The organism is Pseudophaeobacter sp. TrK17 (genome assembly GCF_042192375.1).
GTDB lineage: Bacteria > Pseudomonadota > Alphaproteobacteria > Rhodobacterales > Rhodobacteraceae > Pseudophaeobacter.
Genome location: NZ_CP071703.1, coordinates 84,739 through 109,594 on the forward strand (window position 1 = coordinate 84,739; position 24,856 = coordinate 109,594).

The 24,856-nt window shown below is 58.5% G+C and carries 17 protein-coding genes and 4 pseudogenes; 13 read left to right on the top strand and 8 right to left on the bottom strand.

Going from position 1 to position 24,856, the window contains the following annotated elements:
* Window positions 1-11: 11 nt before the first annotated feature.
* The 4 genes and pseudogenes from JZI28_RS22915 to JZI28_RS22930 form a co-directional block, all read right to left on the bottom strand.
* Window positions 12-743: a hypothetical protein gene (locus JZI28_RS22915; RefSeq protein ID WP_375700312.1), complete on the bottom strand. Its 732-nt coding sequence runs from the start codon at window positions 741-743 to the stop codon at window positions 12-14.
* Between the two features lie 62 nt (window positions 744-805).
* Window positions 806-1,771: pseudogene (locus JZI28_RS22920) on the bottom strand (IS481 family transposase); the annotation flags it as partial.
* Between the two features lie 517 nt (window positions 1,772-2,288).
* The gene (locus tag JZI28_RS22925) at window positions 2,289-2,714 is read right to left on the bottom strand and encodes a type II toxin-antitoxin system VapC family toxin (protein WP_375700313.1); all 426 of its coding nucleotides are present in this window, start codon (window positions 2,712-2,714) and stop codon (window positions 2,289-2,291) included.
* Window positions 2,714-2,968 carry a type II toxin-antitoxin system Phd/YefM family antitoxin gene (locus JZI28_RS22930; RefSeq protein ID WP_375700314.1) on the bottom strand — a complete coding sequence of 85 codons (255 nt, stop codon included), beginning with the start codon at window positions 2,966-2,968 and terminating at the stop codon, window positions 2,714-2,716. The genes JZI28_RS22925 and JZI28_RS22930 overlap by 1 nt, the downstream gene beginning before the upstream one ends.
* Window positions 2,969-3,225: 257 nt before the next feature.
* Here JZI28_RS22930 and JZI28_RS22935 point away from each other — a divergent pair, with 257 nt between their 5' ends.
* Window positions 3,226-4,641 (top strand): IS66 family transposase, encoded by a 1,416-nt coding sequence (locus tag JZI28_RS22935; protein WP_375698074.1) that lies wholly within the window; start codon window positions 3,226-3,228, stop codon window positions 4,639-4,641.
* 65 nt (window positions 4,642-4,706) lie between these two features.
* Here JZI28_RS22935 and JZI28_RS22940 read toward each other — a convergent pair.
* Window positions 4,707-5,099: pseudogene (locus tag JZI28_RS22940) on the bottom strand (integrase core domain-containing protein); the annotation flags it as partial.
* Between the two features lie 76 nt (window positions 5,100-5,175).
* Between JZI28_RS22940 and istA the strand changes: the two are divergent.
* Window positions 5,176-6,675: an IS21 family transposase gene (gene istA, locus JZI28_RS22945; protein ID WP_375700067.1), complete on the top strand. Its 1,500-nt coding sequence runs from the start codon at window positions 5,176-5,178 to the stop codon at window positions 6,673-6,675.
* Window positions 6,672-7,055: pseudogene (locus JZI28_RS22950) on the top strand (ATP-binding protein); the annotation flags it as partial. The gene istA and the pseudogene JZI28_RS22950, both read left to right, overlap by 4 nt.
* 40 nt (window positions 7,056-7,095) lie before the next feature.
* Here JZI28_RS22950 and JZI28_RS22955 read toward each other — a convergent pair.
* Window positions 7,096-7,647 carry a recombinase family protein gene (locus JZI28_RS22955; RefSeq protein ID WP_349387466.1) on the bottom strand — a complete coding sequence of 184 codons (552 nt, stop codon included), beginning with the start codon at window positions 7,645-7,647 and terminating at the stop codon, window positions 7,096-7,098.
* Between the two features lie 125 nt (window positions 7,648-7,772).
* On the opposite strand from JZI28_RS22955, the gene JZI28_RS22960 reads away from it, so the two are divergent.
* From JZI28_RS22960 to JZI28_RS22980, 5 genes and pseudogenes are all read left to right on the top strand, one after another.
* Window positions 7,773-10,664: a Tn3 family transposase gene (locus tag JZI28_RS22960; protein WP_349387465.1), complete on the top strand. Its 2,892-nt coding sequence runs from the start codon at window positions 7,773-7,775 to the stop codon at window positions 10,662-10,664.
* Window positions 10,643-12,586 carry a hypothetical protein gene (locus tag JZI28_RS22965; RefSeq protein WP_375700315.1) on the top strand — a complete coding sequence of 648 codons (1,944 nt, stop codon included), beginning with the start codon at window positions 10,643-10,645 and terminating at the stop codon, window positions 12,584-12,586. Before JZI28_RS22960 ends, JZI28_RS22965 begins: the two co-directional genes overlap by 22 nt.
* A gap of 8 nt (window positions 12,587-12,594) precedes the next feature.
* Window positions 12,595-12,852, top strand: a complete 258-nt coding sequence (locus JZI28_RS22970) for an acyl carrier protein (RefSeq protein ID WP_295449021.1) — start codon at window positions 12,595-12,597, stop codon at window positions 12,850-12,852.
* Window positions 12,849-14,537, top strand: a complete 1,689-nt coding sequence (locus tag JZI28_RS22975) for a carbamoyltransferase (RefSeq protein WP_375700316.1) — start codon at window positions 12,849-12,851, stop codon at window positions 14,535-14,537. The genes JZI28_RS22970 and JZI28_RS22975 overlap by 4 nt, the downstream gene beginning before the upstream one ends.
* Before the next feature lie 132 nt (window positions 14,538-14,669).
* Window positions 14,670-14,804: pseudogene (locus JZI28_RS22980) on the top strand (Tn3 family transposase); the annotation flags it as partial.
* Between the two features lie 28 nt (window positions 14,805-14,832).
* Here JZI28_RS22980 and JZI28_RS22985 read toward each other — a convergent pair.
* Window positions 14,833-16,203 (bottom strand): formimidoylglutamate deiminase, encoded by a 1,371-nt coding sequence (locus JZI28_RS22985; protein WP_375700317.1) that lies wholly within the window; start codon window positions 16,201-16,203, stop codon window positions 14,833-14,835.
* A gap of 82 nt (window positions 16,204-16,285) precedes the next feature.
* Here JZI28_RS22985 and hutI point away from each other — a divergent pair, with 82 nt between their 5' ends.
* From hutI to hutU, 4 genes are read left to right on the top strand one after another with little or no spacing between them, the layout of a single operon-like run.
* On the top strand, window positions 16,286-17,497 hold the full coding sequence (hutI, locus tag JZI28_RS22990) for an imidazolonepropionase (RefSeq protein WP_375700318.1): 1,212 nt from the start codon (window positions 16,286-16,288) through the stop codon (window positions 17,495-17,497).
* Window positions 17,498-17,511: 14 nt separating this feature from the next.
* Window positions 17,512-19,044, top strand: a complete 1,533-nt coding sequence (gene hutH / locus JZI28_RS22995; RefSeq protein ID WP_375700373.1) for a histidine ammonia-lyase — start codon at window positions 17,512-17,514, stop codon at window positions 19,042-19,044.
* Complete coding sequence (hutG, locus tag JZI28_RS23000) at window positions 19,041-19,844, top strand: N-formylglutamate deformylase (RefSeq protein WP_375700319.1); 804 nt, start codon at window positions 19,041-19,043, stop codon at window positions 19,842-19,844. The genes hutH and hutG overlap by 4 nt, the downstream gene beginning before the upstream one ends.
* Window positions 19,841-21,523: a urocanate hydratase gene (gene hutU, locus JZI28_RS23005; protein ID WP_375700320.1), complete on the top strand. Its 1,683-nt coding sequence runs from the start codon at window positions 19,841-19,843 to the stop codon at window positions 21,521-21,523. Before hutG ends, hutU begins: the two co-directional genes overlap by 4 nt.
* A 29-nt stretch (window positions 21,524-21,552) precedes the next feature.
* Here hutU and JZI28_RS23010 read toward each other — a convergent pair whose 3' ends face one another.
* Entirely contained in the window at window positions 21,553-22,242 is a 690-nt protein-coding gene (locus JZI28_RS23010) for a UTRA domain-containing protein (RefSeq protein ID WP_375700321.1), read from the bottom strand.
* A 272-nt stretch (window positions 22,243-22,514) separates the two neighbouring features.
* Between JZI28_RS23010 and JZI28_RS23015 the strand changes: the two genes are divergently transcribed.
* Entirely contained in the window at window positions 22,515-24,818 is a 2,304-nt protein-coding gene (locus JZI28_RS23015) for a response regulator (RefSeq protein WP_375700322.1), read from the top strand.
* Window positions 24,819-24,856: the final 38 nt, after the last annotated feature.

Sequence of the window (24,856 nt, forward strand, 5' to 3'; positions counted from 1 at the left end):
TCAGGCTCAACTTATGGTGCAGGAGGTGCATTTAGTGCCCCAGTTGCAAAACCACCAACTATACTCCCACCAGAAATATCTCCTGTGGTGGTGTTACAAGCTGTGCTGCCATCTACGCCAGACGCTTGATTGCCGGAGTTGTCTTGGTTGTTCGACAGATCCTGATTGGTTGATCCGTTTAAAACCGCACCGGAGCCGCCGATTGAGCTGCCGTCGACGCCAGAAGCAATGGTACCAGAGTTGTCTTGGGATCCGGTCATACTTGCCAAGTCGGCTCCGACTGTACCGGTCCCTGCTGCATTGCCCGTTGCATTTGATGATGTTGTGTCACTGTTGCCGGTGCTGTCTGATGAGATGTTTGATGCGCTGTTGTCTGACGTGCTTGGCCCAGCCTGACTGTTGTCAGCAAGGTTACCTGTTGATTGGGCGTTGTTGCTACAATTGAACTGCGCTCCAATATAGGTTCTCGCATCGATGTTCTGGACTGTTCCAAAACCATCATAATAACCGCCTTTTTTTCTCTCGATAAGGTCTAGAACAGCTGATTTGTTTGCTTTATCTGTAGTAGTCTGGAACTGCCATGGACGGTTTTCTAGCAGACCATTGGCAAATGTGGGAGAGGTCATCACCGCGACAGCAACGCCTGTTGAAGTTAATATCTTCATAAAATTTCGTTTGCCCATTGTAACCTCATATTTTTGCACCAGATTTATAAAAATCTGATCTTTGAAACTTCGTACCATGATCTCATTCTATGATGTACGAAGGATTTTTCTTCAACATACATCTGTATCTTGCCATAACTGTCACGTCCCGTAAGCTGGTAAGGAATTTTCTTGAACGGCTCTGGTTTGAGTTTGTACCAGTCTTTCATGGCCTGCAAGGGCGTTTTGCTGCCCAAGACTGATTGTGGTAGCTGTTGGTTGTAAAGCCATACGTAGCGCTCGAGGGTCTGTTCGAGATCTTCGCCTGATTTGAAATGGTGGCCTTGCAAGACATCCTCGATGCGTCCGTTGAACCGTTCGACCATACCATTGGTTTGCGGCGACTTCGGTGGGGTCAGGCGATGCTCGATGCCCAGCTCGGCGCAAAGCTTGTCAAACTCGTGCTTCCCTGTCGCAGAGCGCTTACGCATTCCGAACAAGCGGTCCGTGAACTCCTTACCGTTGTCTGTCAGGATTGTGCGGATCTTGAGAGGACAGGCGCGCTCCAGATCCCGGAGGAAGCGCCTGGCGTTAGCTGCAGATTTTGCTGAGAAAATACGGATGAAGACCCACCGTGTGGCACGGTCGATGGCGACGAAGAGGTAACGACGCTTGGTCTCGTCCTGCATCTGAGGCAGGTATTTGACGTCGATGTGGATATAGCCTGGCTCGTAAGCCTTGAAGGTGCTGTGCTTGGGCTTGGGGGCCTTGCCCTTCAGCTCACGCAGGTTGCTCACCCCGTGCCGACGCAAGCAACGATCCAGCCCCGAGCGAGATACATTTGGGTTCAAAAACTCCCGCACCACCGCCAGAAGATCATCCAGGGGAAGCAGCAGCGTCTGGCGCAGAGATACTGCCACGGCCTCTTGCGCAGGTGTCAGGGTTGTCTGAAGGCGATGTGGCGTGTGGCTTTTGTCCTCCACGCTGTCACGGTGACGCCACTTATACACCGTCTGCTCCGAAATCCCGTGTCGGTCAGCCAGAACCCATGCAGCCTCATTGCTGGCCTGGATCTCGGCGCGGATTTTCGGGGTGGTCGTCGCCTCGCTATGCAGTCGAACAAGCATCTGTGCCTCCGTCTCGGATCTCCCTCAGCAGCGAGCGTGCCATAAAAAGCGCCAATCGGCGAGGATCAATGTGATCATCAGGGACGGAACAGTTAGACACAAGCAGGGCAAGGTTTCTCAGGCTTTCGGTTCATGTCGCCCTCGGGTGCTGCGAAAGACAAATTCTGGCTTTGGCTTTGCCTTGGGGGGAGGTGGAGGCGGACTTTCCCCGCAGTTGGGGCAATTGTCAGGGTTGTGGGGGCGCTCGCCCTCACAATACGGGCACATCATCATTTCAGGACCTACTCCTTTCGGCTCCCCACAAATTGGGCGTAAACAGTAAAACGAAATCACAGCACAACGGGCATTGAGTGTGAGGACAACATCGCCCGCCGCAGCGTCGATGATCTTTCGCACGGATGCCATTGCGTCCTCATTGCTGACCGTCCGGCCAGCTTTGATATCTGCAAGCCCGCGCTGGATGCCTTCGATGATAGCTTCCTTTGACTTGAAGTGGGTGCTGTCGGGATGCTTGTTGTCATTTCATCGGCTCCCAAGGGTTGATGATCTGCACACCTGTCGGCTCAAAGTCCGCAACATTGCGTGTGACGATGGGCATGGCGTGGGTGATCCCTGTCGCGGCGATAAGGGCGTCTCGGTCACTGCGGGGGTCAGGAACATGCAAAGCCGCACAGCAAAGCGCTACAGGCCCGTCCACGGGCAAAATGCGCCCCTCGAACACTGGAAGCACCCGATCAGCCATCCAAGACCTCAAAACGGCGCCCTGCGTGCTATCACGCCTCTCCATCTGCCGGACGCCCATCTCAAGTTCCAAGAGGGTGATGGCTGACAAAAACAGCGCTGACGGGTCTTGATCCTCGGCCCACGCAACGACATTGGCATCCGCCTTCCCTGCTTTTGCCTTGCGCAGCTCGGACACCACATTCGTATCGAGGATGAACATCAGGACAAATCAGCGGGACGTGTGAGGCGACCCAAGCGATCCGGTTCAAAAGCTACGTCTGCCGCTTCTGGATCGGCGAGCAAATCAAGGATACTTTCTTGGCGTCCCGTAAGCCGTCTGTAGGCTTCTATGCTGAGCAACACATGCGCAGGTTTGCCCCGGTCCGTGATGAACACAGGTCCTTTCTGCGCAGCCCGCTTTGCGCCACTTGCGTCTTGGTTGAACGTTCGGCTGTTGATCGTTGTCATTCCCATGGCTCACATCCTTCTAAGTACCTTATGTAGAAACGTAAATACAAAAGTTGGAATGTCAACCTGAACCCTTCAATGACGAGATCCAGAAGGCAAATGAAGCGCAAAAACCATTCAAATCTTGTAACTCCCAAGCACCCCAGGGGCCAACGGGTTTTTGTCAGTTTTGATGTGGGTCCCGCTGGCTATTTGGCGCATGAATTTTCTGTTGTGGTCTGAATTTCGTGGCGCTGCGCCGATTTCTCTGAACCAGTGGTGAAATGGACCAAGTTTCTACCCTTGAACACTTCCTCGCCACGGCTCTACGCAGGATCGCCGAGTTGGAAGCCTCATTGGCGCGTATGGCGCAAGAGAATGCGGATTTGCGTAGGCAGTTGGCCAAGAACAGCAGTAATAGTAGCAAGCCGCCTTCGAGTGATGGGTTGAAGAAGCCGGCACCGCGTAGCCTGCGTGGTAAGTCCGGTAAGAAAAGTGGTGGCCAAGCTGGCCACCGGGGCGACACATTACGCCAGACAGCAACGCCCGACTTTGTGGAGCGACATGAAACTGCGCAGTGCGGCGGGTGTCAGCGCGCCCTGACGGCGGGGATGATCAAGGGGTTTGAGAGACGTCAGGTGTTTGACGTGCCGCCACCACGCCTGGAGGTCACAGAGCATGAGGCAGCGATTTATTGTTGTGGCCATTGCCGCACTACGGCGACCGCGGCCTTTCCCGATGGCGTGAATGCACACGTGCAATACGGTCAGCGCATTCGAGCGGCGGCGGTCTACTGCAATGTTCAGCAGCTGATCCCCGAGGATCGGGTCTGCCAACTCCTGCGCGATTTGTTCGGTGCCACCAGCCTGTGCGCGGCCAGCGTGACCAACTGGGTGAACGGCGCAGCGCGCACCTTGGGTGGCGTCGTCGAACACATTCTGGCCCGGCTCACTGAAGGCGGCGTTCGGCATCTGGATGAGACCGGACTTCGTGTCGCTGGTAAGCTGCACTGGCTGCACTCAATCAGCGATCACGCCTTCACGCATTATCGCATAAGCGCCAAGCGCGGTGCTGTTCCAGCCTTTCTGACCGGCGGGACAATTGTTCATGACCACTGGAAATCCTATTACGCCCATATGAGTGGGGTGGATACTCACGCCCTGTGCGGGGCGCATCATTTACGCGAACTCAAGGCTATCGAAGAGATCGAAAAGGAGCCGTGGGCGTGTGCAATGAGCGCGCTGCTCACCAGCGCCAATCAACTCAAGTGTGCTGCTCAAGGCCGAGGTGAGACCGAACTTTCGGCGTCGGTTTATCAGGGCATCATCACCAAATACATGGCAATCCTCACCGAGGGCCTCGCCTTCCATGAGCGACAAGCCCCGCTGGTGAGACTCCCTGGCGCGCGAGGCCGAGAAGCCAAACGGCCAGGCCACAACCTCTTGGTCCGCTTGCGTGACTACCGCGATGACGTTCTGAGGTTCCTTGCGGACTTCACAGTGCCCTTCACCAACAATCAGGCCGAACAGGACCTGCGCATGATGAAGTTGCGCATGAAAATTTCGGGAACCTTCCGCACTCTCGAGGGTGCTCAGGTCTTCGCTGACATCAGATCCGTCATCTCGACGGTCAGAAAACACGGGGGCAATATCCTCGAAACACTCACCCTATCACCACAACAGATCATCGCGCGGCTCTAACGGCGCCAGAGTAACCCAAAACCCGATATCCTCTGGAGTACTTGGGAGTTACGTTTGATTACTTATTAGGTGTCACGTCCCGTAAGCTGGTAAGGAATTTTCTTGAACAGCTCTGGTTTGAGTTTGTACCAGTCTTTCATGGCCTGCAAGGGCGTTTTGCTGCCCAAGACTGATTGTGGTAGCTGTTGGTTGTAAAGCCATACGTAGCGCTCGAGGGTCTGTTCGAGATCTTCGCCTGATTTGAAATGGTGGCCTTGCAAGACATCCTCGATGCGTCCGTTGAACCGTTCGACCATACCATTGGTTTGCGGCGACTTCGGTGGGGTCAGGCGATGCTCGATGCCCAGCTCGGCGCAAAGCTTGTCAAACTCGTGCTTCCCTGTCGCAGAGCGCTTACGCATTCCGAACAAGCGGTCCGTGAACTGTATAGGGCGGTTGCAAATTAGGCCACGGTAGCGCCGGTATTTTGCCGGGGCGGGCGGCGCAAAAGTCGTCCACTTTTGCTCTCACTGTCTTTGCAGGGAGGGCCGGAGGATTTTCACCGTGGAAGTATATTTAGCCGTGCGCCGCGCGCATTTCGATGAGGGGCGCAGCAAACGTTCGATCGCCCGTGATTTTGGCCTTGCCCGTGGAACGGTCGACAAGATGTGCGCGTATTCGTCTCCCCCTGGTTACCGCCGGAGCCAGAAAGTTCGGCGCCCGAAGTTGGAAGCCTTCACCGATACAATTGACCAATGGCTTCTGGAGGATCAGAACCGTCCGAAGAAGCAACGCCATACGGCGAAGCGGATCTTTGAACGGCTCCGTGAGGAAGAAGGCTTTACCGGCGGTTATACGACCGTGAAGGACTATGTTCGGGGGCATCGTCAAAAAGCGCGGGAGATGTTCATTCCACTCGCCCATCCTCCGGGTCACGGGCAGGCCGATTTCGGTGAGGCCGTTGTCATCCTGGGGGGCGTGGAACAGAAGATCCACTTTTTTGCCTTTGACCTGCCCTACAGCGATGCATGCTATGTGCGGGCCTATCATGCGGCGACAACAGAAGCCTGGATGGACGGGCATGTTCACGCCTTTGAGTTCTTCGGGCGCGTGCCGCTCTCGGTGGTCTATGACAATGACAGCTGCCTTGTTGCGAAGATCGAAGCCGGAGGGCGGCGTCGGCGGACGCAGATGTTCACGGAGATGTTGTCACACTACCTTTTTGATGATCGCTACGGCCGCCCGGGCAAGGGGAACGATAAAGGCAATGTCGAAGGTCTGGTGGGCTGGTCCCGGCGCAACCTGATGGTGCCGCTGCCGGAATTCCCTGATCTGGACAGCTTCAATGTCTGGCTCGAAGAACAATGTCTGACACGGCAGTCGGCTGTCTTGCATGGGCACCGGGAGACGATCGGGGAACGGCTGAAGCGGGATCTGGCTGCCATGTCGCCACTCCCTGCAATGCCTTACCAAGCCTGCCACAAGGCAACGGGCCGGGTCAGCTCCCAATCTCTGGTGCGCTACAAATCCAATGATTACTCGGTTCCCAGCACCTATGGCTTACGGGAGGTGACGATCCGTGCGTTTGTGGATGTGGTCGAAATCGGCTGTGGTGGTGGGGTCATCGCCCGTCACGCCCGCTGCTACGAGCGCGAACAAATGATCTTCGACCCTGTGCATTACTTTGCCCTTCTGGAGACGAAGCCCGGGGCCTTGGACCAAGCCGCCCCTTTGGTCGATTGGGAGATGCCCGACGAGCTGCAAACCCTGCGTCGCCTAATGGAAGCGAGACATGCCCGCCAAGGGCGCCGAGAGTTCATTCAGGTGCTTCGGCTCCTGGAAAGCTTTGATCTGCCGACTTTGTGCGCGGCGGTGCGGGTGGCGTTGCAAAAGCGGGCGATCGCCTTTGATGCGATCAAGCATCTGGTCCTGTGCCAAGTGGAGCGCCGCCCCGCTCGGCTCGATCTGTCCCTCTACCCCTATCTTCCCCGGACTGCGGTTCAGACGACAAAAGCCGCGAGTTACATGGCGCTCCTGTCGGAGGGAGCCGCATGACGGAAGTCCCGGACCTTCTGCTGGCCCATCACCTCAAGAAGCTCAAACTGCCCACCGTATTGCGCGAATACGAGAAGCAGGCGCGACAGTGCGCCGCCGAGGGGAAGGATCACATCCAGTTCCTCCACAGATTGATCGAATTGGAACTCATCGATCGGGAGCGGCGTATGGTGGAGCGACGGGTCAAGGCGGCGAAGTTCCCGGCGCCCAAAAGTCTGGACAGTTTCGACTTCCAGGCAATCCCCGCCCTGAACAAAGCCAGGGTGTTGGACCTCGCCCGTTGCGGATGGATCGAGCGGCGCGAGAACGTGATCGCTCTGGGGCCAAGTGGCACGGGCAAAACGCATGTCGCTCTTGGGGTCGACTCCGGCTCGGTGCAGAATAGGGCGTTAAGGCCGGATTGGGGCTCTGGAGTTGAGCTCAGGTCTCTTTTTCGCTGAGATAGCGGTAGATGGTGGCCTTTGAGAGGCTGTAATGGGCCATCAGATCTTTGATCAGCATTCCGGCTGCGCGCCGTTGGCGAAGCTCAGCGATCTGATCTTCTGAAAGAGCGGGGCGTTTTCCGAACTGAACGCCTCGATCCTTGGCCTTCTTGATCCCGTCCATCTGACGCTCGGCGCGGATTTCGGTTTCGAACTGACCGATGGCCCCGAGCATGTTGAACAGCAGCCGCCCGGTCGCGTCTGACGTGTCGATGTTCTGATCGAGTACGACCAGATCGACGCCCTTCTGTTTCAGCGTCTCGGCGATCTGACACAGGTGTAGCGTTGAACGCGCCAGCCGGTCGATGCGCGTGACAATGAGCTGATCACCGTCGCGAACGTAATTCAGACATTCTTTCAGCTGAGGGCGAGCATCAGTTGTGCCACTGCGCTTTTCTTCGAAGAGCTTGTCGCAACCAGTGAGCTTTTCACGTTGGACATCCAGTGATTGCCCGACTGAACTGACACGCGCGTATCCGACTTTAGCCATGGGGTCTCGAATAAATTAAGAGGTCTTGCGACTGTCATATTGAGACATTGAAAAAGACATGACAAGCGGATGGTCTCACTATGCCTACTTCATAAGACTCCATCCCATATAGAAAGAACAATCCGATGGCACACCGAGCGGTTCTGACCGCGCGACAGCGCGCGGCGCTTTTTGATCTTCCCACCGATGAAGCTTCGCTGTTGAAGCACTACACCTTGGATGATGAAGATATCGAGCACATCCGCACTCGACGGCGATCTGACAACCAGATCGGCTTTGCGCTTCAGCTTTGTGCCTTTCGGTATCCGGGTCGCTTGCTGAAAGCTGGTGAAGTCATCCCTGAACCTGTTTCCCGCTTTGTGGCCGCACAACTCGGATTAAAACCAGATGACCTCTTGCCATATGCCGCGCGGGAAAAGACTCGCCGGGAACATTTGGATGCTCTGCGAAAGATATACGGCTACAAGATGTTTTCGGGCAAGCGCGCCAAGAAAATGCGGCGCTGGCTGGACGGAAATGCTGAAGCGGCGCAATCCAGTCAGGCTCTGTTGCGTGGCTTCGTAGAAGAATGCCGCAGACAGCAGATCATTCTGCCGGGAACTTCGGTCATCGAACGCCACTGCGCTGATGCGTTGGTCGCCGCTGAACGTAGAATTGAGGCCAGCATTGCCGCTCGTCTCGATGCGAAAATGCGTACCCAACTCGACAATCTGTTGACCGAAGAGGTGGATGGGCGGGTCAGCCGGTTCATCTGGTTGCGACAGTTCGAGGTGGGTAAAAACTCTGCCGATCTCAACCGCCAGCTCGACCGTTTGGAATTTTTGCAACGGATCGCGTTACCGCCAGCAATCTTGGACGGTATTCCGGCGCACCGGGTCATGCAGTTACGCCGCCAAGGCGAACGATATTTCACGGATGGGCTGCGGGACATCACGAGTGATCGTCGTCTGGCCATCCTTGCCACCTGCATCGTGGAGTGGTCTGCTGCCATCGCAGACACTGTGGTCGAGACGCATGACCGGATCGTGGGGTCGATCTGGCGAGAGGCAAAGAGGATTTGCGGTGCCCGTGTTGCAGAGGCGCAATCAGAGATCGCAGCGACTTTAGCGGGGTTCGAGACCTTGGGCACGACATTGCTGCTGGCAAAAGGCGATGACGCGGCTATCGCCAGTGCAGTGGATGCGTCCTGTGGGTGGGGCATGCTGGAAAACCTCGTCGCGAATGCCGGAACGCTTGGGAAAACCGTTAAGGCGGATGCGCTGGCCTATGTCGAGAAGGGCTATCATCGCTTCAAGCTCTATGCCCCGCGAATGCTGGCAGCATTGGATATCGCCGGCGCCAGCGTGGCCGAACCCTTGCTCGCAGCGGCAGATGTGATCCGCGACAAGCATGATATTCCAAGCCGGTCTGCGCCATTTCTCAAACCGCAGTCAAAATGGCGAGGCCACTTGCGGAATCCGGAAAACAACAGGGACCGGCTATGGGTCGTCGCAGTTCTGTTCCATCTGCGCGAGGCCTTCAGATCCAGGGATATCTGGCTTGCTCACTCACGCCGCTACAGCGACCTGAAACAGGCCCTGGTTCCGGTCGAGGCCGCTCAGACTATGGGGCTGTCGATGCCATTGGAGCCGGAAGTCTGGATCGCTGATCGAAAACAACGGTTGGAAGACGGGCTGCACAGGCTTGTCATGGCGGTCAAAAATGGAACTCTGCCTGGCAGTGTCATCGAGGATGGCCGATTACGTGTCGACCGGCTCGAAGCTGATGTACCCGCGGAGGCCGACAGCCTCATCCTTGATCTTTATCGCCGCCTGCCAGAGGTGCGGATCACGGACATCCTTATGGATGTGGACAACGATACCGGGTTCACCGACGCCTTTACCCATCTGCGCACCGGGGCACCGTGCAAAGACAGGCTCGGATTGCTGAACGTCGTTCTGGCAGAAGGCCTGAATCTCGGGTTGAGCAAGATGGCTGGGGCTAGCAGCACACATAGTTTCACCCAACTGGCGCGACTTTCGAACTGGCATGTAGAAAGCGAGGCCATCAATCGGGCGTTGGCCACCGTGCTCGAAGCGCAAGCACAGTTACCAATGGCAAAGCACTGGGGTGCCGGTGAAACTGCTTCCAGTGACGGGCAATTCTTTCCCACCACGCGCCAGGGCGAGGCGATGAACCTGATCAATGCGAAATACGGCAATGAACCCGGCCTGAAAGCCTATACCCATGTGTCCGATCAATACGCACCCTTTGCCACGCAGGTCATCCCAGCAACGGTGAACGAGGCACCATATATACTCGATGGGTTGCTGATGAACCCGACCGGCAAGCGGATCAAAGAACAATATGCTGATACCGGGGGCTTCACCGATCTTGTGTTCGCGGCCACATCACTGCTTGGATACCGGTTCATTCCGCGCATCAGGGATTTGCCGTCAAAACGGCTGCATGTCTTTGATCGCCGAAGTGTTCCGGCTGAACTGAGGGACTTGGTGGGCGACAAAATCCGGGAAAACACCATCATCGCTAACTGGCCAGATGTGCTCCGCTGCATTGCGACAATGCTTTCCGGCAGGATGCAGCCCAGTCAGCTCCTGAAGACACTGGCGGCCCGGCCGAGGCAACATGACCTAGCCGTTGCCCTTCGCGAAATCGGACGTGTCGAGCGAACACTCTTCATCATCGAATGGGCGCTCGACACGGATATGCAGCGCCGTGCCAACATTGGACTAAATAAAGGTGAAGCGCACCATGCTCTGAAAAGTGCCCTACGGATTGGGCGGCAGGGTGAAATCAGAGACCGCAACACGGAAGGCCAGCACTTCCGCATTGCAGGGCTGAACCTGCTCACCGCCATCATTATCTTTTGGAATACAAAACGGCTTGGTGTCGCCGTCGCGCAGCGGAGAAAAGCAGGGTTGGATACGCCAGCATATCTTCTCGCACACATCTCACCCCTCGGCTGGGCACATATTATCCTCACCGGCGAGTATCGGTGGCGACGAATGAACGCTTAAAGCCTTACCGCCCTATTCTGCACCGAGCCGGAGTCGACCCCGACTCCCTGGCGCAGGCCAGCGATCCCGATCTGATCCGTGACTTCGTACGACCGGCTTTGATGTCGTTCATGACCAGTTTCATCGGCTGCGCGCAGGATACGACTGGGCAATTGTATGACAGCATACGCAGTGCAAACAGTGTTGTTTCACATCCGCTGTTGTCGCTGTCAGAACTGCGCAAGATCAATGCGTCCTGCATTCATATCCTAGATAGGATTGAAGAGGACGATCCGGCGGGCGACCAGCACCCGCTGTCGTTCAAAAGCTATCTGAGGGAAAATTCTGGCCCCGGTAGCTGCATCGAAACTCAACACGCGCAGGCGGCCTTTGTTCTGGTCAGTGGGATCACGATGGCTCAATCCCTCGGGCTCACGCTTTATGGCTTGCTGCGCCGCCCCAAGGAGACCTGGAAACAGGTGGCTTTGCCGGGCTGGATTGATGACAATCTATCTGAGCTGTTTTTGACCTACCCCTCTGCTCTGACCATGGTACGCGTGCCCACCCGCGACACAGAGATCGCCGGATGCCCGTTTCACAAAGGCGTTCCCGCGGTGGTCGACGTTGCCAAATGCAATAGCGCGCTGCGCGACACTCGCGCGCCCTATGCGCGACTGGCGGGTCTGTCGTTTGGAGCAGGGGCCCACAAATGCCCCGGCGAAGCCCTGTCCCGGATGTTTTTCAAATCGGCCCTGCCTGCGCTTGCACAGCGGTTCCCGGATCTGTGCCTGCATGTGGATCGCGCACAGTTTCAGGTATCGCCGATGGTACAAGCGCTGCTGGCCTTGCCCTGCGAACGGGAGGGCCAATCGACCTCGGTATCTGCGCGCATGGTGGACATCAAATCATTGGAGGCAGCACGCAGTGTGATCAATTGCGATGCCGATTTTATGCCCCCGGCTATGGAAACACACCTGAAGGCGCTCAGCGAACGCGCCGAACTTGACCTCGATCCCGCGATCACCATTGCGCGCAATGCAATGTTTTTCATGTCTGGCGAACGCCATGCAGTTTTGCGCCGCGTCGTGGCCGGGCATCTGGGGAACAACCGGTTGGACAGATGGCAACCCCGGATCGATGCTGCGATCGACGCCGGGCTGGCGCAACTGGCGCAGGCGCAATCGCCTGATCTGATCCGCGACTTTGCAGACCCGGTTTTTCACGGATCGACGCAGGACATGCTGGGCATTGTGACCCAGGACAGCGCCCGCTTCAACAAACTCGCCCCCGTGTTGCAGGATGTGCTGGAGCCCTGGCTGCATCTGCGTGAATTGCGCCGACTTCAGGGCGTGTTCACCGAGCTGCTGGATACGATGGATCTCCCCGAGAGCGCGCCACAGGCCTCTCTGCTGCAGGTCATGGCCGATCAGGATATGCCGGATTTTACGCTACGCGACAAAAAGGCACTGGTTCTGGTGTTGTACGGCGCCAGTTTCAACCTTGCCCACACGCTGGGCAATATGGCGCATTGGCTGCTGACCCAGCCCAAGGATGAGCGCTCCAACATCGCCGATCCGGTCTGGATTGACAGGAATTTCGAACAGTTTTTATCGACCTGCGCCTCGCCCAAATACATTTACAGGATGGCCCGCGAGGCGGCCACGGTGGACGGCGTGCCCCTGGCCAAGAATGACACCCTGCGCCTGCAACTGCTTTCGATCAACCGCGGTACTGCCGTCGGGAACCTAGCCTTCGGGCATGGGTTGCATCGCTGCGTGGGGGCCGCATTGTCGCGGCGCGTGCTGAAATCCGCACTGCCGCGCCTGTTCCAGCGGTTCCCCGACATCACCCTTCTGCCTCAACAACAGCGCTACTATTCCATGTCACAGACCGTGGCCATGTCCGCGCTGCCCTGCCGCTTATCGCGCGCGTCAGCAATCTAGGAAAACACATGACAACAACGACAACCCTGTCCGACATTCAGGATTTTCTTCTCGAGCGGATCGCCAAGTTCACCAACACCGAGGTCTCGCAACTCGGCCCCGAGTCTGTACTGGTGGATCTTGGTCTGCAATCCACTGATGCAGTCATTCTATCGGGGCAGGTTGAGGATGAATTTCAAACCGATATCAGCCCGTCGATGATTTTTGAACATGAAACCCTTGGCAGCTTTGCGCAGGCCATCCTGAACAATAATTCGCCTCAATGAGCACGTGGTATCTGGGACTTTCGACCTCTGGGCATGACCCGGCGCTGGCGCTAGTCGATGCCGAGGGACAGGTTGTCTTTGCCGAAGCCACAGAGCGGTTTTTGCAGGACAAGCGCGCCTGGGGCCTGGCACCTGACCATGTGTCACATCTGTCGGCAGCCCTGCACCAGTGCGGCTTTGACCGCGCCACAGATAGGCTTATGGTTGCCACCAGCTGGACTCTGATCAAGGGGGATCTGCCGGTTCAGGTGTCCAATACGCTGCTGCCGGCCTCGGATGGGCTGTGGTTGCGCAGCCTGCAGGCTGCGGCGCAATCCAACGCCGGTGCCACGCTGTTGCGTCTGGGCCTGAGCCCCGAAATGCCCGAAGTGATGCGTTTTGACCACCACCTTTGCCATGCGGCAGCGGCGGCCTATCAATCGCCTTTTTCCGATGCGACCTGCGTGGTGATGGACGGCGAGGGCGAGGCCGGATCGATTTCCGTTTTCGACATGAGCGCGCGCGCACTGAAGCGCAGGTGGCGGTCCTGGGGGCCCGGCAGCCTGGGCACCTTCTATGCCTGGATCACCGGCGCCTGCGGATTTGACTGGCGGTTGGGTGAAGAATGGAAAGTGATGGGGCTAGCGGCCTTTGGTCGGCCCATCCCTGAACTGGTCGCCAGCCTCTCTAGGCTTTTGATCGTAGATCGTGGGCGGTTGCAGTTTTGCGACGAGCCTTGCCTTGCTGAGGTGCAGGCCATCGTGGCCCGCCATGCGCGCACGCCCTTTGATCCGATCATGCAGGCTGCCGATCTTGCCGCGTCGGGGCAGGCCGCTTTTGCCCATGTGGCGGATCAGGTTCTGGCAGCCTGCGCCTCCCAAACAAACGGTACTGCGAACCTGATCCTGACAGGTGGCTGTGCGCTCAATTCATCCTACAACGGCTCCATCGCACAACGGCACGGATTTGACAGCGTGTTCGTCCCCTCGGCCCCCGCAGATGATGGCAATGCGATTGGCGCCGCCCTTCTGGCCTGGGCCAAGGATCAGGGTCACGAAACCCTGCCCATGGGGACCGGATCAGCTTACTTGGGCACACAAGTGCCTGCCAAGGCCATTTGCAAGGTACAACAGGGTGCCGGGCCGCTGCTCAGTACGGACCTGACCGGGCAATCCGCGCAGATCATCGCTGGACGCCTGGCCCAGGGCAAGATTTTGGGCGTATTCCGGGGGCAGGCGGAATTCGGGCCAAGAGCGCTCGGCAACCGGTCGATCCTGGCCGACCCGCGCCCCGCCAATATGAAGGACCGTCTCAATCGCGACATCAAGGGACGCGAGGCTTACCGTCCTTTTGCTCCAATCGTCCAGGACACAGATGCGGATCAATGGTTCGAAGCCGCCCAGCCGTCGCCTTATATGTCCTTTACCAAACGCTGGCGCTCTAAGGCGAGGGATCAGGTGCCAGCGGTTGTGCATGAGGATGGCACCGGCCGGCTGCAAACGGTCAACGAAGACAGCAACCCATGGCTCAACGAATTGGTCGGCGCCTTTGGCCGCCTTACATCCGTTCCAGTGGTTCTGAACACCAGTTTCAATATAATGGGCAAGCCCATCGTGCATTCCGTCGAAGACGCGGTCGCGGTGCTGATGACTTCGGGGATGGATGGTATCGTGCTCGAAGACACTCTGTTCGAAAAAGACACCTAGGATCCGGACCCGCTTTGCTGGACCACTTCAGTCGGGGCACTCCACGGCGTTTCAGGTACCTCATAAGCGGACTTCTGGCGCTAGTTTGCAGCGCCGGCCCCCTGTTTCCTCACGGATTTGTCGTATTTCAGGCCGGATATCCTAGGCGCCGTTGCCACCATGGCGGCGGGCATCAAGCCGCCCAGCCAGTTGCTGAAGACGTTTGCGGCCTATCCGCGTCAGCACGAGCTGGCACTTGCCCTGCGTGAAACCGGCCGCATCAAGCGCGCAAGGAGATATCGCGTGCAGCTCAGGCCTAGCCTATCTGAGCCAACAAGTCGGAAAGGGCGCTGCGGTACTGCGCCAGAATCTGATCCCGCGCGACATGGCGTCCCGCCTGGACACAATGACGGCCGGCTGACCACAGATCGGTCACCACCTCATCCTTGGCGGCAAAAACAAGCCCATCCAACAACTGCGTATCCGTCAGGGCGCACAGCGATGGGTGGGTGCTGTCAACGGCAACCAAATCCGCCCATTTTCCCACCGCAATCTCACCCGCAACCCGACCCAAGGCCTGTGCCCCGCCTTTGGCAGCCCCAGTATACAGCGCCCGCCCCACCGAACCCTCTCCCTGTACCAGAACATTGCGCGACAGATCCCGCAGGCGTTGCGAATACTCCAGCGTGCGCAGTTCTTCGGTAAGCGAGATCAATACATTTGAATCCGAACCAACTCCAAATGCGCCACCAGCTTCCAGATAAGTGGCTCCGTTAAAGGGACCATCACCAAGATTGGCCTCGGTAATCGGGCAAAGGCCCGCCACCGCACCAGACGCCGCCATCGCGCGGGTCTCTGCCTGGGTCATATGGGTGGCGTGGATGAGGCACCAGTTCTGATCCACCGGAGCATTGGCCAGCAGCCATTCAACCGGGCGCGCACCAAGCCCGGCCTGCACCTCCTGCACTTCTTTTGGCTGCTCAGCGATGTGAATATGCACCGGGCAACCCGCAGGCTGGACCTGTAAGACCCGCGCCAGGTCATCCGGCGCCGTGGCCCGCAACGAATGCGGCGCGATGCCAACCTGATAATCGGCGGGCAGGGCAGATGCAGCGCGACGCGCCTGCTCCACCAGTTTACAGAACTGGTCGACATCATTACCAAACCGCATCTGGCCAGCTTCCAACGGCACCTTGCCCACCCCGGCATAGCTGTAGAGCACCGGCAGATGTGTCAGACCAATGCCCGTTTGAGCCGCCGCCGCCATGATCCGGTCCGAATGCTCCGCCAGATTGTCATAGGCGCTGCCGTCTTTTTGGTGATGCAGATAATGGAACTCTCCAACCGAAGCATAGCCTGCCTCCTGCATTTCCAGAAACACCAGCGCGGCAATGGCCTCGATCTGTTCCGGGCTCAGATGGGCGGTAAACCGGTACATCAGCTCACGCCAGGTCCAGAAACTGTCCCGCCCCGCCATTCGGTACTCGGTCATCCCTGCCATCGCCCGCTGAAAGCTGTGGCTGTGCAGATTGGCAAGGGCCGGCAAAAGGCTGTCGACCTGGCAGTCATCCTGCTCTGGTCGCGCGTTTGCTGTGATCGCGGATATCTTGCCTTCGCACAGGGTCAAGCGCACCTGCTCGGCCCAGCCAGTCGTCAAAAGTGCGCGTTTAGCAAAGAGTCCCGTCATTTTTCACCTCATTTTATGTCTAGACATATGGCATATTGATTTGTACTAGAAAAGAGGAAATCGAACTATTGCAGAGGTCGCCATGCAGACTGAAGATCACGTCTACACCGAGCTTCGCGCCGCCACCCTGGCCGATGGCCTTGCGCCCTATGGCTTGATTGAGGCGGCGGCCATTGCGGTGGTTGCAGGGAAAATCGCCTGGATTGGCCGCCAGGCAGAGCTCCCCGCCCGCTACGCCGGGCTCAAGGCGACTTCACTCGGAAATCGGCTGATCACCCCCGGGCTGATCGACTGTCACACGCATGTGGTGCATGGTGGCAATCGCGCGGCGGAATTCGAACTGCGCCTCAACGGGGCCTCATACGAAGAGGTCGCGCGGGCAGGCGGTGGTATCATTTCCACCGTCACCGCAACCCGCGCCGCCACTGTAGAAGAGCTGATTACCCAGGCACTGCCCCGCGTTGACGCCATGCTGGCAGAGGGCGTCACCACAATTGAAGTCAAATCCGGCTATGGTCTGGATCTCGAAACCGAGCTGAACATGCTCCGCGCCGCCCGCGCACTGCCAGATCACCGGCCCATCCGGGTGGTGACCAGCTTCCTAGGCGCCCATGCAGTGCCCGCTGAGTACGCTGAGGATGCCGGCGGCTATATAACCAAGGTCTGCCTCCCGGCGCTGCGCGCAGCCCATAGCGAAGGCTTGGTTGATGCAGTTGACGGCTTTTGCGAGGGCATCGCCTTTTCGCCAGCACAAATCGCGCGGGTCTTTGATTTGGCCAAAACCCTGGGCCTGCCGGTGAAGCTCCACGCCGAGCAGCTGTCCAATCTGGGCGGTGCCAAACTGGCTGCCAGCTACGGCGCGCTATCTGCAGATCATATCGAATACCTCGACGGCGACGGGGTTGCCGCCATGGCAGCGGCGGGCACAGTGGCCGTGATCCTGCCCGGTGCATTCTATACCCTGCGCGAAACACAAATGCCGCCAATTGATCTGCTGCGCACAGCAGGCGTACCAATGGCGCTGGCAACGGATTGCAATCCCGGCTCGGCGCCAATGACCTCGCTGCTGCTGGCGATGAACATGGGCTGTACCCTGTTTCGCATGACCCCCGAAGAAGCCCTGCGCGGTGTCACCAGCCACGCCGCCCGCGCGCTTGACCTGTCAGATTGCGGTACACTTGCGGTCGGCAATCGCGCAGATCTCGCCATCTGGGATGTCGCCCACCCGGCAGAGCTGGCCTATCGCATCGGCTTTAACCCGCTTCATACCCGTATTTTTGGAGGCCAGTTGTGACCCCCCAGACCCCGATCCTAACCCTGACCCCCGGCAATGTTTCCCTCGCCGATCTTGAACGGGTTTTCCGCGAAGAATGTGCGATACGTTTGGACGCGTCCTGCCGTCCGGCCATTGAACTGGCCCATAGCCGCATTGCTGCCGCTGCCGCCGGAAACACCGCTGTTTACGGGGTGAACACCGGCTTTGGCAAATTGGCCAGCGTCAAGATTGCTGCAGAGGACACCGCCACCCTGCAACGCAACCTGATCCTCAGCCATTGCTGTGGCGTCGGGCCTGCGATCCCGCGCGCCCATGCCCGGTTGATGATGGCGCTGAAACTGCTCAGCCTGGGGCGCGGCGCATCTGGCGTGCGGCTGGAGGTCATCGACCTGCTGGAAGCAATGCTTGCGACAGGTGTTACCCCGGTTATTCCGGCGCAGGGCTCAGTTGGCGCTTCAGGCGACCTGGCACCGCTGTCGCATATGGCCGCCGTGATGATGGGCGCAGCTGAGGCAGAGTTTGGCGGCACTGTCATGTCTGGTGCGGCTGCGCTGGCGGCGGCAGGTCTCACCCCGATTGAGCTGGGTCCCAAGGAAGGCCTGGCGCTGATCAATGGCACCCAATTTTCAACCGCCTTTGGCCTGGCGGGCCTGTTTGGTGCCTGGGCAGCGGCGCAAAGCGCGCTGGTCACCTCAGCGCTGACCACGGATGCCATCATGGGATCCACCGCGCCACTGCAGCCCGAAATCCACAGCCTGCGCGGCCATCGCGGCCAGATCGAGGCCGGCGCCACCCTGCGCGCCCTGTTGGAGGGGTCGGTGATCCGCGAAAGCCACCGCGAAGACGACGCCCGCGTGCAGGATCCCTATTGCATTCGCTGCCAGCCTCAGGTGGTTGGCGCCGCCATGGATGTGCTGCGACAGGCGGCGCGGACGCTGGAGATCGAGGCCAACGCTGCCACTGACAACCCGCTTGTGCTGGTGGGGGCTGATCTGATTGTTTCGGGCGGAAATTTCCACGCCGAACCCGTTGGCTTTGCTGCCGATATGATCGCGCTGGCCATTGCCGAGATTGGCGCCATCGCCCAACGCCGCATCGCGCTGATTGTCGATCCGGTGCTGAGCCACGATCTGCCGCCCTTCCTGACGCCCAATCCCGGCCTCAACTCAGGCTATATGATCGCCGAGGTCACCACGGCGGCGCTGATGAGCGAGAACAAACATCTGGCCAATCCCTGCGTCACCGACAGCACGCCGACCTCTGCCAATCAGGAAGATCACGTGTCAATGGCCGCCCACGGGGCGCGCCGGTTGGGGCAGATGCTGGTGAACCTGGAACGCATCCTCGGGGTGGAGCTGCTTTGCGCCACCCAGGGGGTCGAGTTCCGGGCACCGCTGGCCACCAGCGCGCCGCTGCAACGGGTGATGGCCAAGCTGCGCCAGACCGTGCCACCGCTTGGCGATGACCGCTACACCGCCCCCGACATCGAAGCCGCATCGGCCTTGGTCATGCGCGGTGAAATTGCCGGCTGCAGCCAGATCCCCATGCCGGAATTGTCGACATGACAGGTCCGGTTGAAATCACCCACGGCGACAGTCCCGTGGTTCTGGGTCTGCCCCATACAGGCACCTATGTCCCACCCGAGGTAGAGGCACAGCTGAACACACGGGGCAGGGGGCTGGATGATACCGACTGGCACATTCACAGGCTCTATGATGGGATTTTAGAGGGGGCAAGCACCGTCCGCGCCACCTTCCACCGCTATGTCATCGACGCCAACCGGGATCCATCGGGGATGTCGCTCTATCCTGGGCAGAACACCACCACGCTGGTGCCGCTGACGGATTTTGACGGTCACCCCATCTGGAACCAGGACCCCGGTGCAGCAGAGATCGAAGCCCGCCGTCAGGCCTATCATGCGCCCTATCATGCCGCCCTAGCGGCCGCGCTGGAACGGGTGAAGGCCCAGCATGGCTTTGCCATTCTCTATGATTGCCACTCGATCCGCAGCACCATCCCCTTCCTGTTCGACGGCACCCTGCCGGATTTCAACACCGGCACCAATATGGGAACGACCTGCGATCCCGCCATCGAGGACATCGTGGTCAAAGCCTGCGCCGCGGCAGAGGGCTACAGCTCTGTTTTGAACGGACGTTTCAAGGGCGGCTGGAGCACCCGGCACTATGGTCGCCCAGAGGAAGGGCTGCACGCTATCCAGATGGAACTGGCGCAAAGCACCTATCTCAGCGCTGAGACGGCACCCTGGAGCTATGACGCCGCCAAGGCAACGCGCCTGCGCGCGCATCTGAACACCATTCTCACCCGCCTGGCCAGCTGGGCACCGATGACCGGAGGAAACACATGACCGATCCCCGCAAGAATACCCGCGACATCTACCCGCCCACCGGCCCGGAGATCACCGCCAAAAGCTGGCTGACCGAGGCGGCAATGCGGATGCTGATGAACAACCTGCACCCGGATGTGGCGGAGAACCCGCATGAACTGGTGGTCTACGGCGGCATTGGACGCGCAGCGCGCACCTGGGCGGATTTTGACCTCATCGTTGACAGCCTCAAGGATCTGGAAGCCGATGAAACCCTGCTGGTGCAGTCGGGCAAGCCGGTGGCCATTGTCAAAACCCATGAAGACGCACCGCGTGTTTTGATTGCCAACTCCAACCTGGTTCCCCATTGGGCCAATTGGGACCACTTCAACGAACTCGATAAAAAGGGCCTGATGATGTATGGCCAGATGACCGCAGGGTCTTGGATTTACATCGGAACCCAGGGCATCGTGCAAGGTACATATGAGACCTTTGCCGAGGCAGGTCGTCAGCATTATGGCGGCGACCTTACTGGCAAATGGATCCTGACGGGGGGCCTGGGTGGTATGGGCGGCGCCCAGCCACTGGCGGCTGTCATGGCCGGGGCCTGTTGTCTGGCAGTTGAATGTAATCCTGACAGCATCGATTTCCGCCTGCGCACCAGGTATCTGGATGAAAAGGCCGAAAGCCTGGACGAGGCCCTGGAAATGATCGCCCGTTGGACCGCAGCAGGTGAGGCAAAATCTGTCGGCCTGCTGGGCAATGCCGCCGATATCTTCCCCGAACTGCTGCGCCGCAGCGAGACCGGCGGCATGCGCCCTGATTTGGTTACCGACCAGACCTCGGCCCATGATCCGGTCAACGGCTACCTGCCCCAGGGCTGGACCATGGCAGAGTGGAAAGCCCGGCGCGAAAGCGATCCAAAAGCAGTGGAACAGGCCGCGCGGGCCTCGATGCGGGTGCAGGTAGAGGCCATGTGCAAATTCCATGCCATGGGTATTCCCACCGTGGATTACGGCAACAATATCCGTCAGATGGCCCTGGACGAAGGGCTGGAGAACGCCTTTGATTTCCCCGGCTTTGTCCCCGCCTATATCCGACCCCTGTTTTGTCGCGGCGTCGGCCCCTTCCGTTGGGTGGCCCTGTCTGGTGATCCCGAAGACATCCGCAAAACCGACGCCAAGATGAAAGAGCTGTTCCCCGACAACACCCATCTGCACAACTGGCTCGATATGGCGCAGGAGCGCATTGCCTTTCAGGGCTTGCCGGCGCGGATTTGCTGGATCGGTCTGGGCGATCGCCACAGGGCGGGGCTGGCCTTTAACGAGATGGTCAAAAATGGCGAGCTGAGCGCGCCGGTGGTGATTGGCCGCGACCACCTGGACTCTGGCTCGGTGGCCTCCCCCAACCGCGAGACCGAAGCAATGATGGATGGCTCGGACGCGGTGTCGGACTGGCCGCTGTTGAACGCGCTGACCAATACGGCGTCGGGGGCCACCTGGGTTTCACTGCACCACGGCGGCGGCGTCGGCATGGGTTTTTCCCAGCACTCCGGTGTGGTGATCTGCGCCGATGGTACGGACGCGGCCGCCAAACGGCTGGAACGCGTGTTGTGGAACGATCCGGCCTCGGGTGTGATGCGCCATGCAGATGCCGGCTATGAGGAGGCCAAGACCTGCGCCCGCGTCCATAATTTGCGCTTACCGGGCATTTTGAAATAGCACCAGAAATAGCAAACAGGCGGCGCGGTTTAGTACCGCGTTGTCATCCGGTGACCGGGACGGAAGGTCTGGCGCACAAAAGTGATCGCCTCTCCCTTGAGCCAGGTCGAGCGCTCGACCATGAACAGAGCCTCGCCTTGTGTACAACTCAGGAACTCTGCCAGATCCTCCGTCGCCGCGGTCGCAGAAAAGGCAATTTCGGCATCGGAAAATGGCACCGTTGAAACCAGCCATTCATTTGGCCCTAGCTCGCTGAAATCCGCGTCGCCTGCCTGAGGCAATATCGACAATGAAATCCAGCGATCCTCAAACTGGTAGGGCAGCCCATCTGCATAATGCATGCAGGTCAGGTGTAGCACCGATGCGCCCTGCGCCAATTGTAGACGCGCGCGCAGCCAATTGGGCGCGTCCATAACCGTTCGGCTGATCAGCGCATAGCGGTAGGTAGAGTTCTGGCCTTCGATCTCGGCGCGTACGATGGGAATGGAAAACCGGGCCTGGCGCAGCGGTGCCATACGAACACGGGTGCCCGCCTTGCGGCGGCGCTCGACCACGCCTTCGTCCACCAATTCCCGCATAGCACGGTTGACGGTGGCGCGGGCGCAGCCATAGCTCTCGGCCAGGTCCAGCTCATTGGGCACCAGCCCCCCGGGGGCCCATTCTCCCGAGACAATCTTGCCCATGATATCCGCTTTGACGTCCCGGAATGTTGCCTTCATAAGCTCTGCGCCTTCTTATTTAAGCACAATCATAAGGCCTTTTTGTCTGCCTGTATAGGCGCGCCATCTGAGCAAAAGCGACCACTGACCGGGCCAAAGCCGCCCACGACGCGCCATAAACAAACTGCCGCAGGTCAGGAAACGCCTAAGGGTGTCAAATTTACTTGGGTTGAAAAGAACAGAAGTGTACAACTGCTTCAGTTTTTAGCCATGGTACTTTAGTCAGTATGAAGAGTTCTTGCGCTGTCTCACATTTTGCGACTCAAGACAGCTTGGGTCATTTTGAGCAATTGGCCACGCCGATTTGGGTCTTTGACGTCGACAATCATAAGATCTGGTGGGCAAACGCGGCTGGCATATTGTTTTGGGAAGCCGAAAGCCTGGACGACCTGCTACAGCGTGATTTTTCCATGGATAGCGACATGGTGCGCACTCGATTACGGCAGGTCGTACGCAATGGTCCTGGCCAAAAACGCATCCAGGACACATGGACGCTCTACCCCAATGACGAACCCAAAAGCGTCATCCTGTCTTTCCTGCCGGTCACCATAAATCAGGGCACAAATGCTGTTTTGATTGAGGTTAAGCAATTTGTCGACAGCATCGTGGACGCGGGATCCCTGCGGATCCTGGAAGCGACCCGAGCCTCGGCATTGATGGTCAGCACCTTTTCCGCAGAGGGGCAATTGCTAGCACAAAATCCTGCTGCGTTTGCCTGCTATGGCCCCGCGAGACCAGGCCTAAACGGCAATGACATGGCCAGCCGCCTGAAAGACCCGAATGTCGCTGTGCAGTTGCTGGAAACGGCCACCAACGGCAAAAGCCTGGATCTGGAAGAGCTGGTCTGGACTCAAAATGGCGCGCGTGTGCACCGGATTCTGGCCAGGCGCGGACGGGATCCAATTACCGGGGCCTTTGCGACGATCATCAGCGAAGAAGACGTCACACAACAAAATGCCCTGCAACTGCAAATGCAGACGCTGAACGGCCAACTGGAACGGAAAGTCGAAGACCGCACCCGGAGGCTCGACACCAGCGAAGAGCGCTATGCCCTGGCCACTCAGAGCGCGGCAGTCTGGGATTGGGATCTAAAGCAAAATCATCTTTATCTCTCACCCAGTTTTCTGCAGGCACTGGAGCTTGAACCCGATTTTGACGCTGACACCTTTCTAGACAGGACCGCCGAAAACGGTGCCCTTAAAACTCTGCACCCTGAGGATGTCACCTCTTTTAAGGCTGAAATGACACGCCACCTGCAAGAGCCGGATGTGCCCTTTAGGCAGGAATTCCGGCTCAAAACCGGGTCAGGCGATTATCGCTGGTTTTATGCCCTAGGCAAATCTATTGCGGACCCGAACGGCCGCGCCACCCGCTCTGCCGGTATTCTGACGGATATCACCGAAAGAAAAGATCTCGAAGCCTCGCTTCTTGCCGCCCATAGATCCGATGCAATTGGCCAGATTTCTGGCGGTATTGCACATGATTTCAACAATTTGCTCACTGTTATCCTAGGCAATGCCGAACTTTTGAACATGGCCCAGGACACCAATCAGGAACTGATAACCGCCATCAAAACGGCCGCCCTGCGCGGCGCCGATCTAACCCGCCACCTGCTGGCCTATTCCCGCAGGCAGACCCTTCGCCCCACACCAGTGGACCTGTCCAAGCTGGTTGCCAGCATGAACAATACCCTGTTACAAAACCTCGGAGACGGCATCTGTATCGAAACCGAGATAGCCGACGAGACATGGTCCGTTCACGCCGATGTCACGCAGGTGGAAAGCGCAATCCTGCACCTCGCGTGCAACGCCCGCGATGCCATGCCGCGGGGCGGCACGGTAGAGATCTCCTGTCAGAACCACCAGATAACTGCCCCCCTCCCTCTGCCAGGGGGTGAGCACAGTTTACAGCCTGGGAATTATGTTGAAATCCTGGTGCACGATACTGGCGAAGGCATGACATCAGAGACCCTAAACCGGGCCTATGAGCCGTTTTTCACCACCCGCAAGACCGGACAGGGCAGCGGGCTCGGCCTGTCCATGGTCTATGGCTTTGCACAGCAATCCGGCGGCGGTGTCGCCCTGCGTAGTCAGCCCGGAACCGGCACCAGCGCCTCTCTTTTCCTGCCCCGCGCCGCTCAGGAGCCTGCGGCAAAGCCCGGATCAAAAACACTGGCTCCGATTACTGGAAACGGAGAGAGTATCCACCTGCTGGAAGACGACGGCGCGGTTCAAAGCACCCTGCGCGGCATGCTGGAGTCACTCAACTACCGCGTGACAGAGTCAAGCGATGCGGCCATGGCGATGCAGGTAATCTCACAGGGGTCGCTGCCTGCGCTAATTCTTGCGGATGTGGTTTTGCCAGGCGGCGAAAGCGGTGTGGAATTTGTGAAGCGCCTTGCCCGCCGCTTTCCACAGATCAAGGTGGTTTTGATGTCAGGCCATAGCCAGGATGAGACAACCCTGGAAGCGCTCTCTGGCCAGGGTCATTTTTTCTTGCAAAAGCCGATGAACAAGGCCCGGCTGTCGCAGATCCTGCACGTGGCATTGCAGGATAACACCGCGCCCAAAGCTTGAAAAAGGCTCAGGCGGTGCCAGCCAGCCTGACACACCGG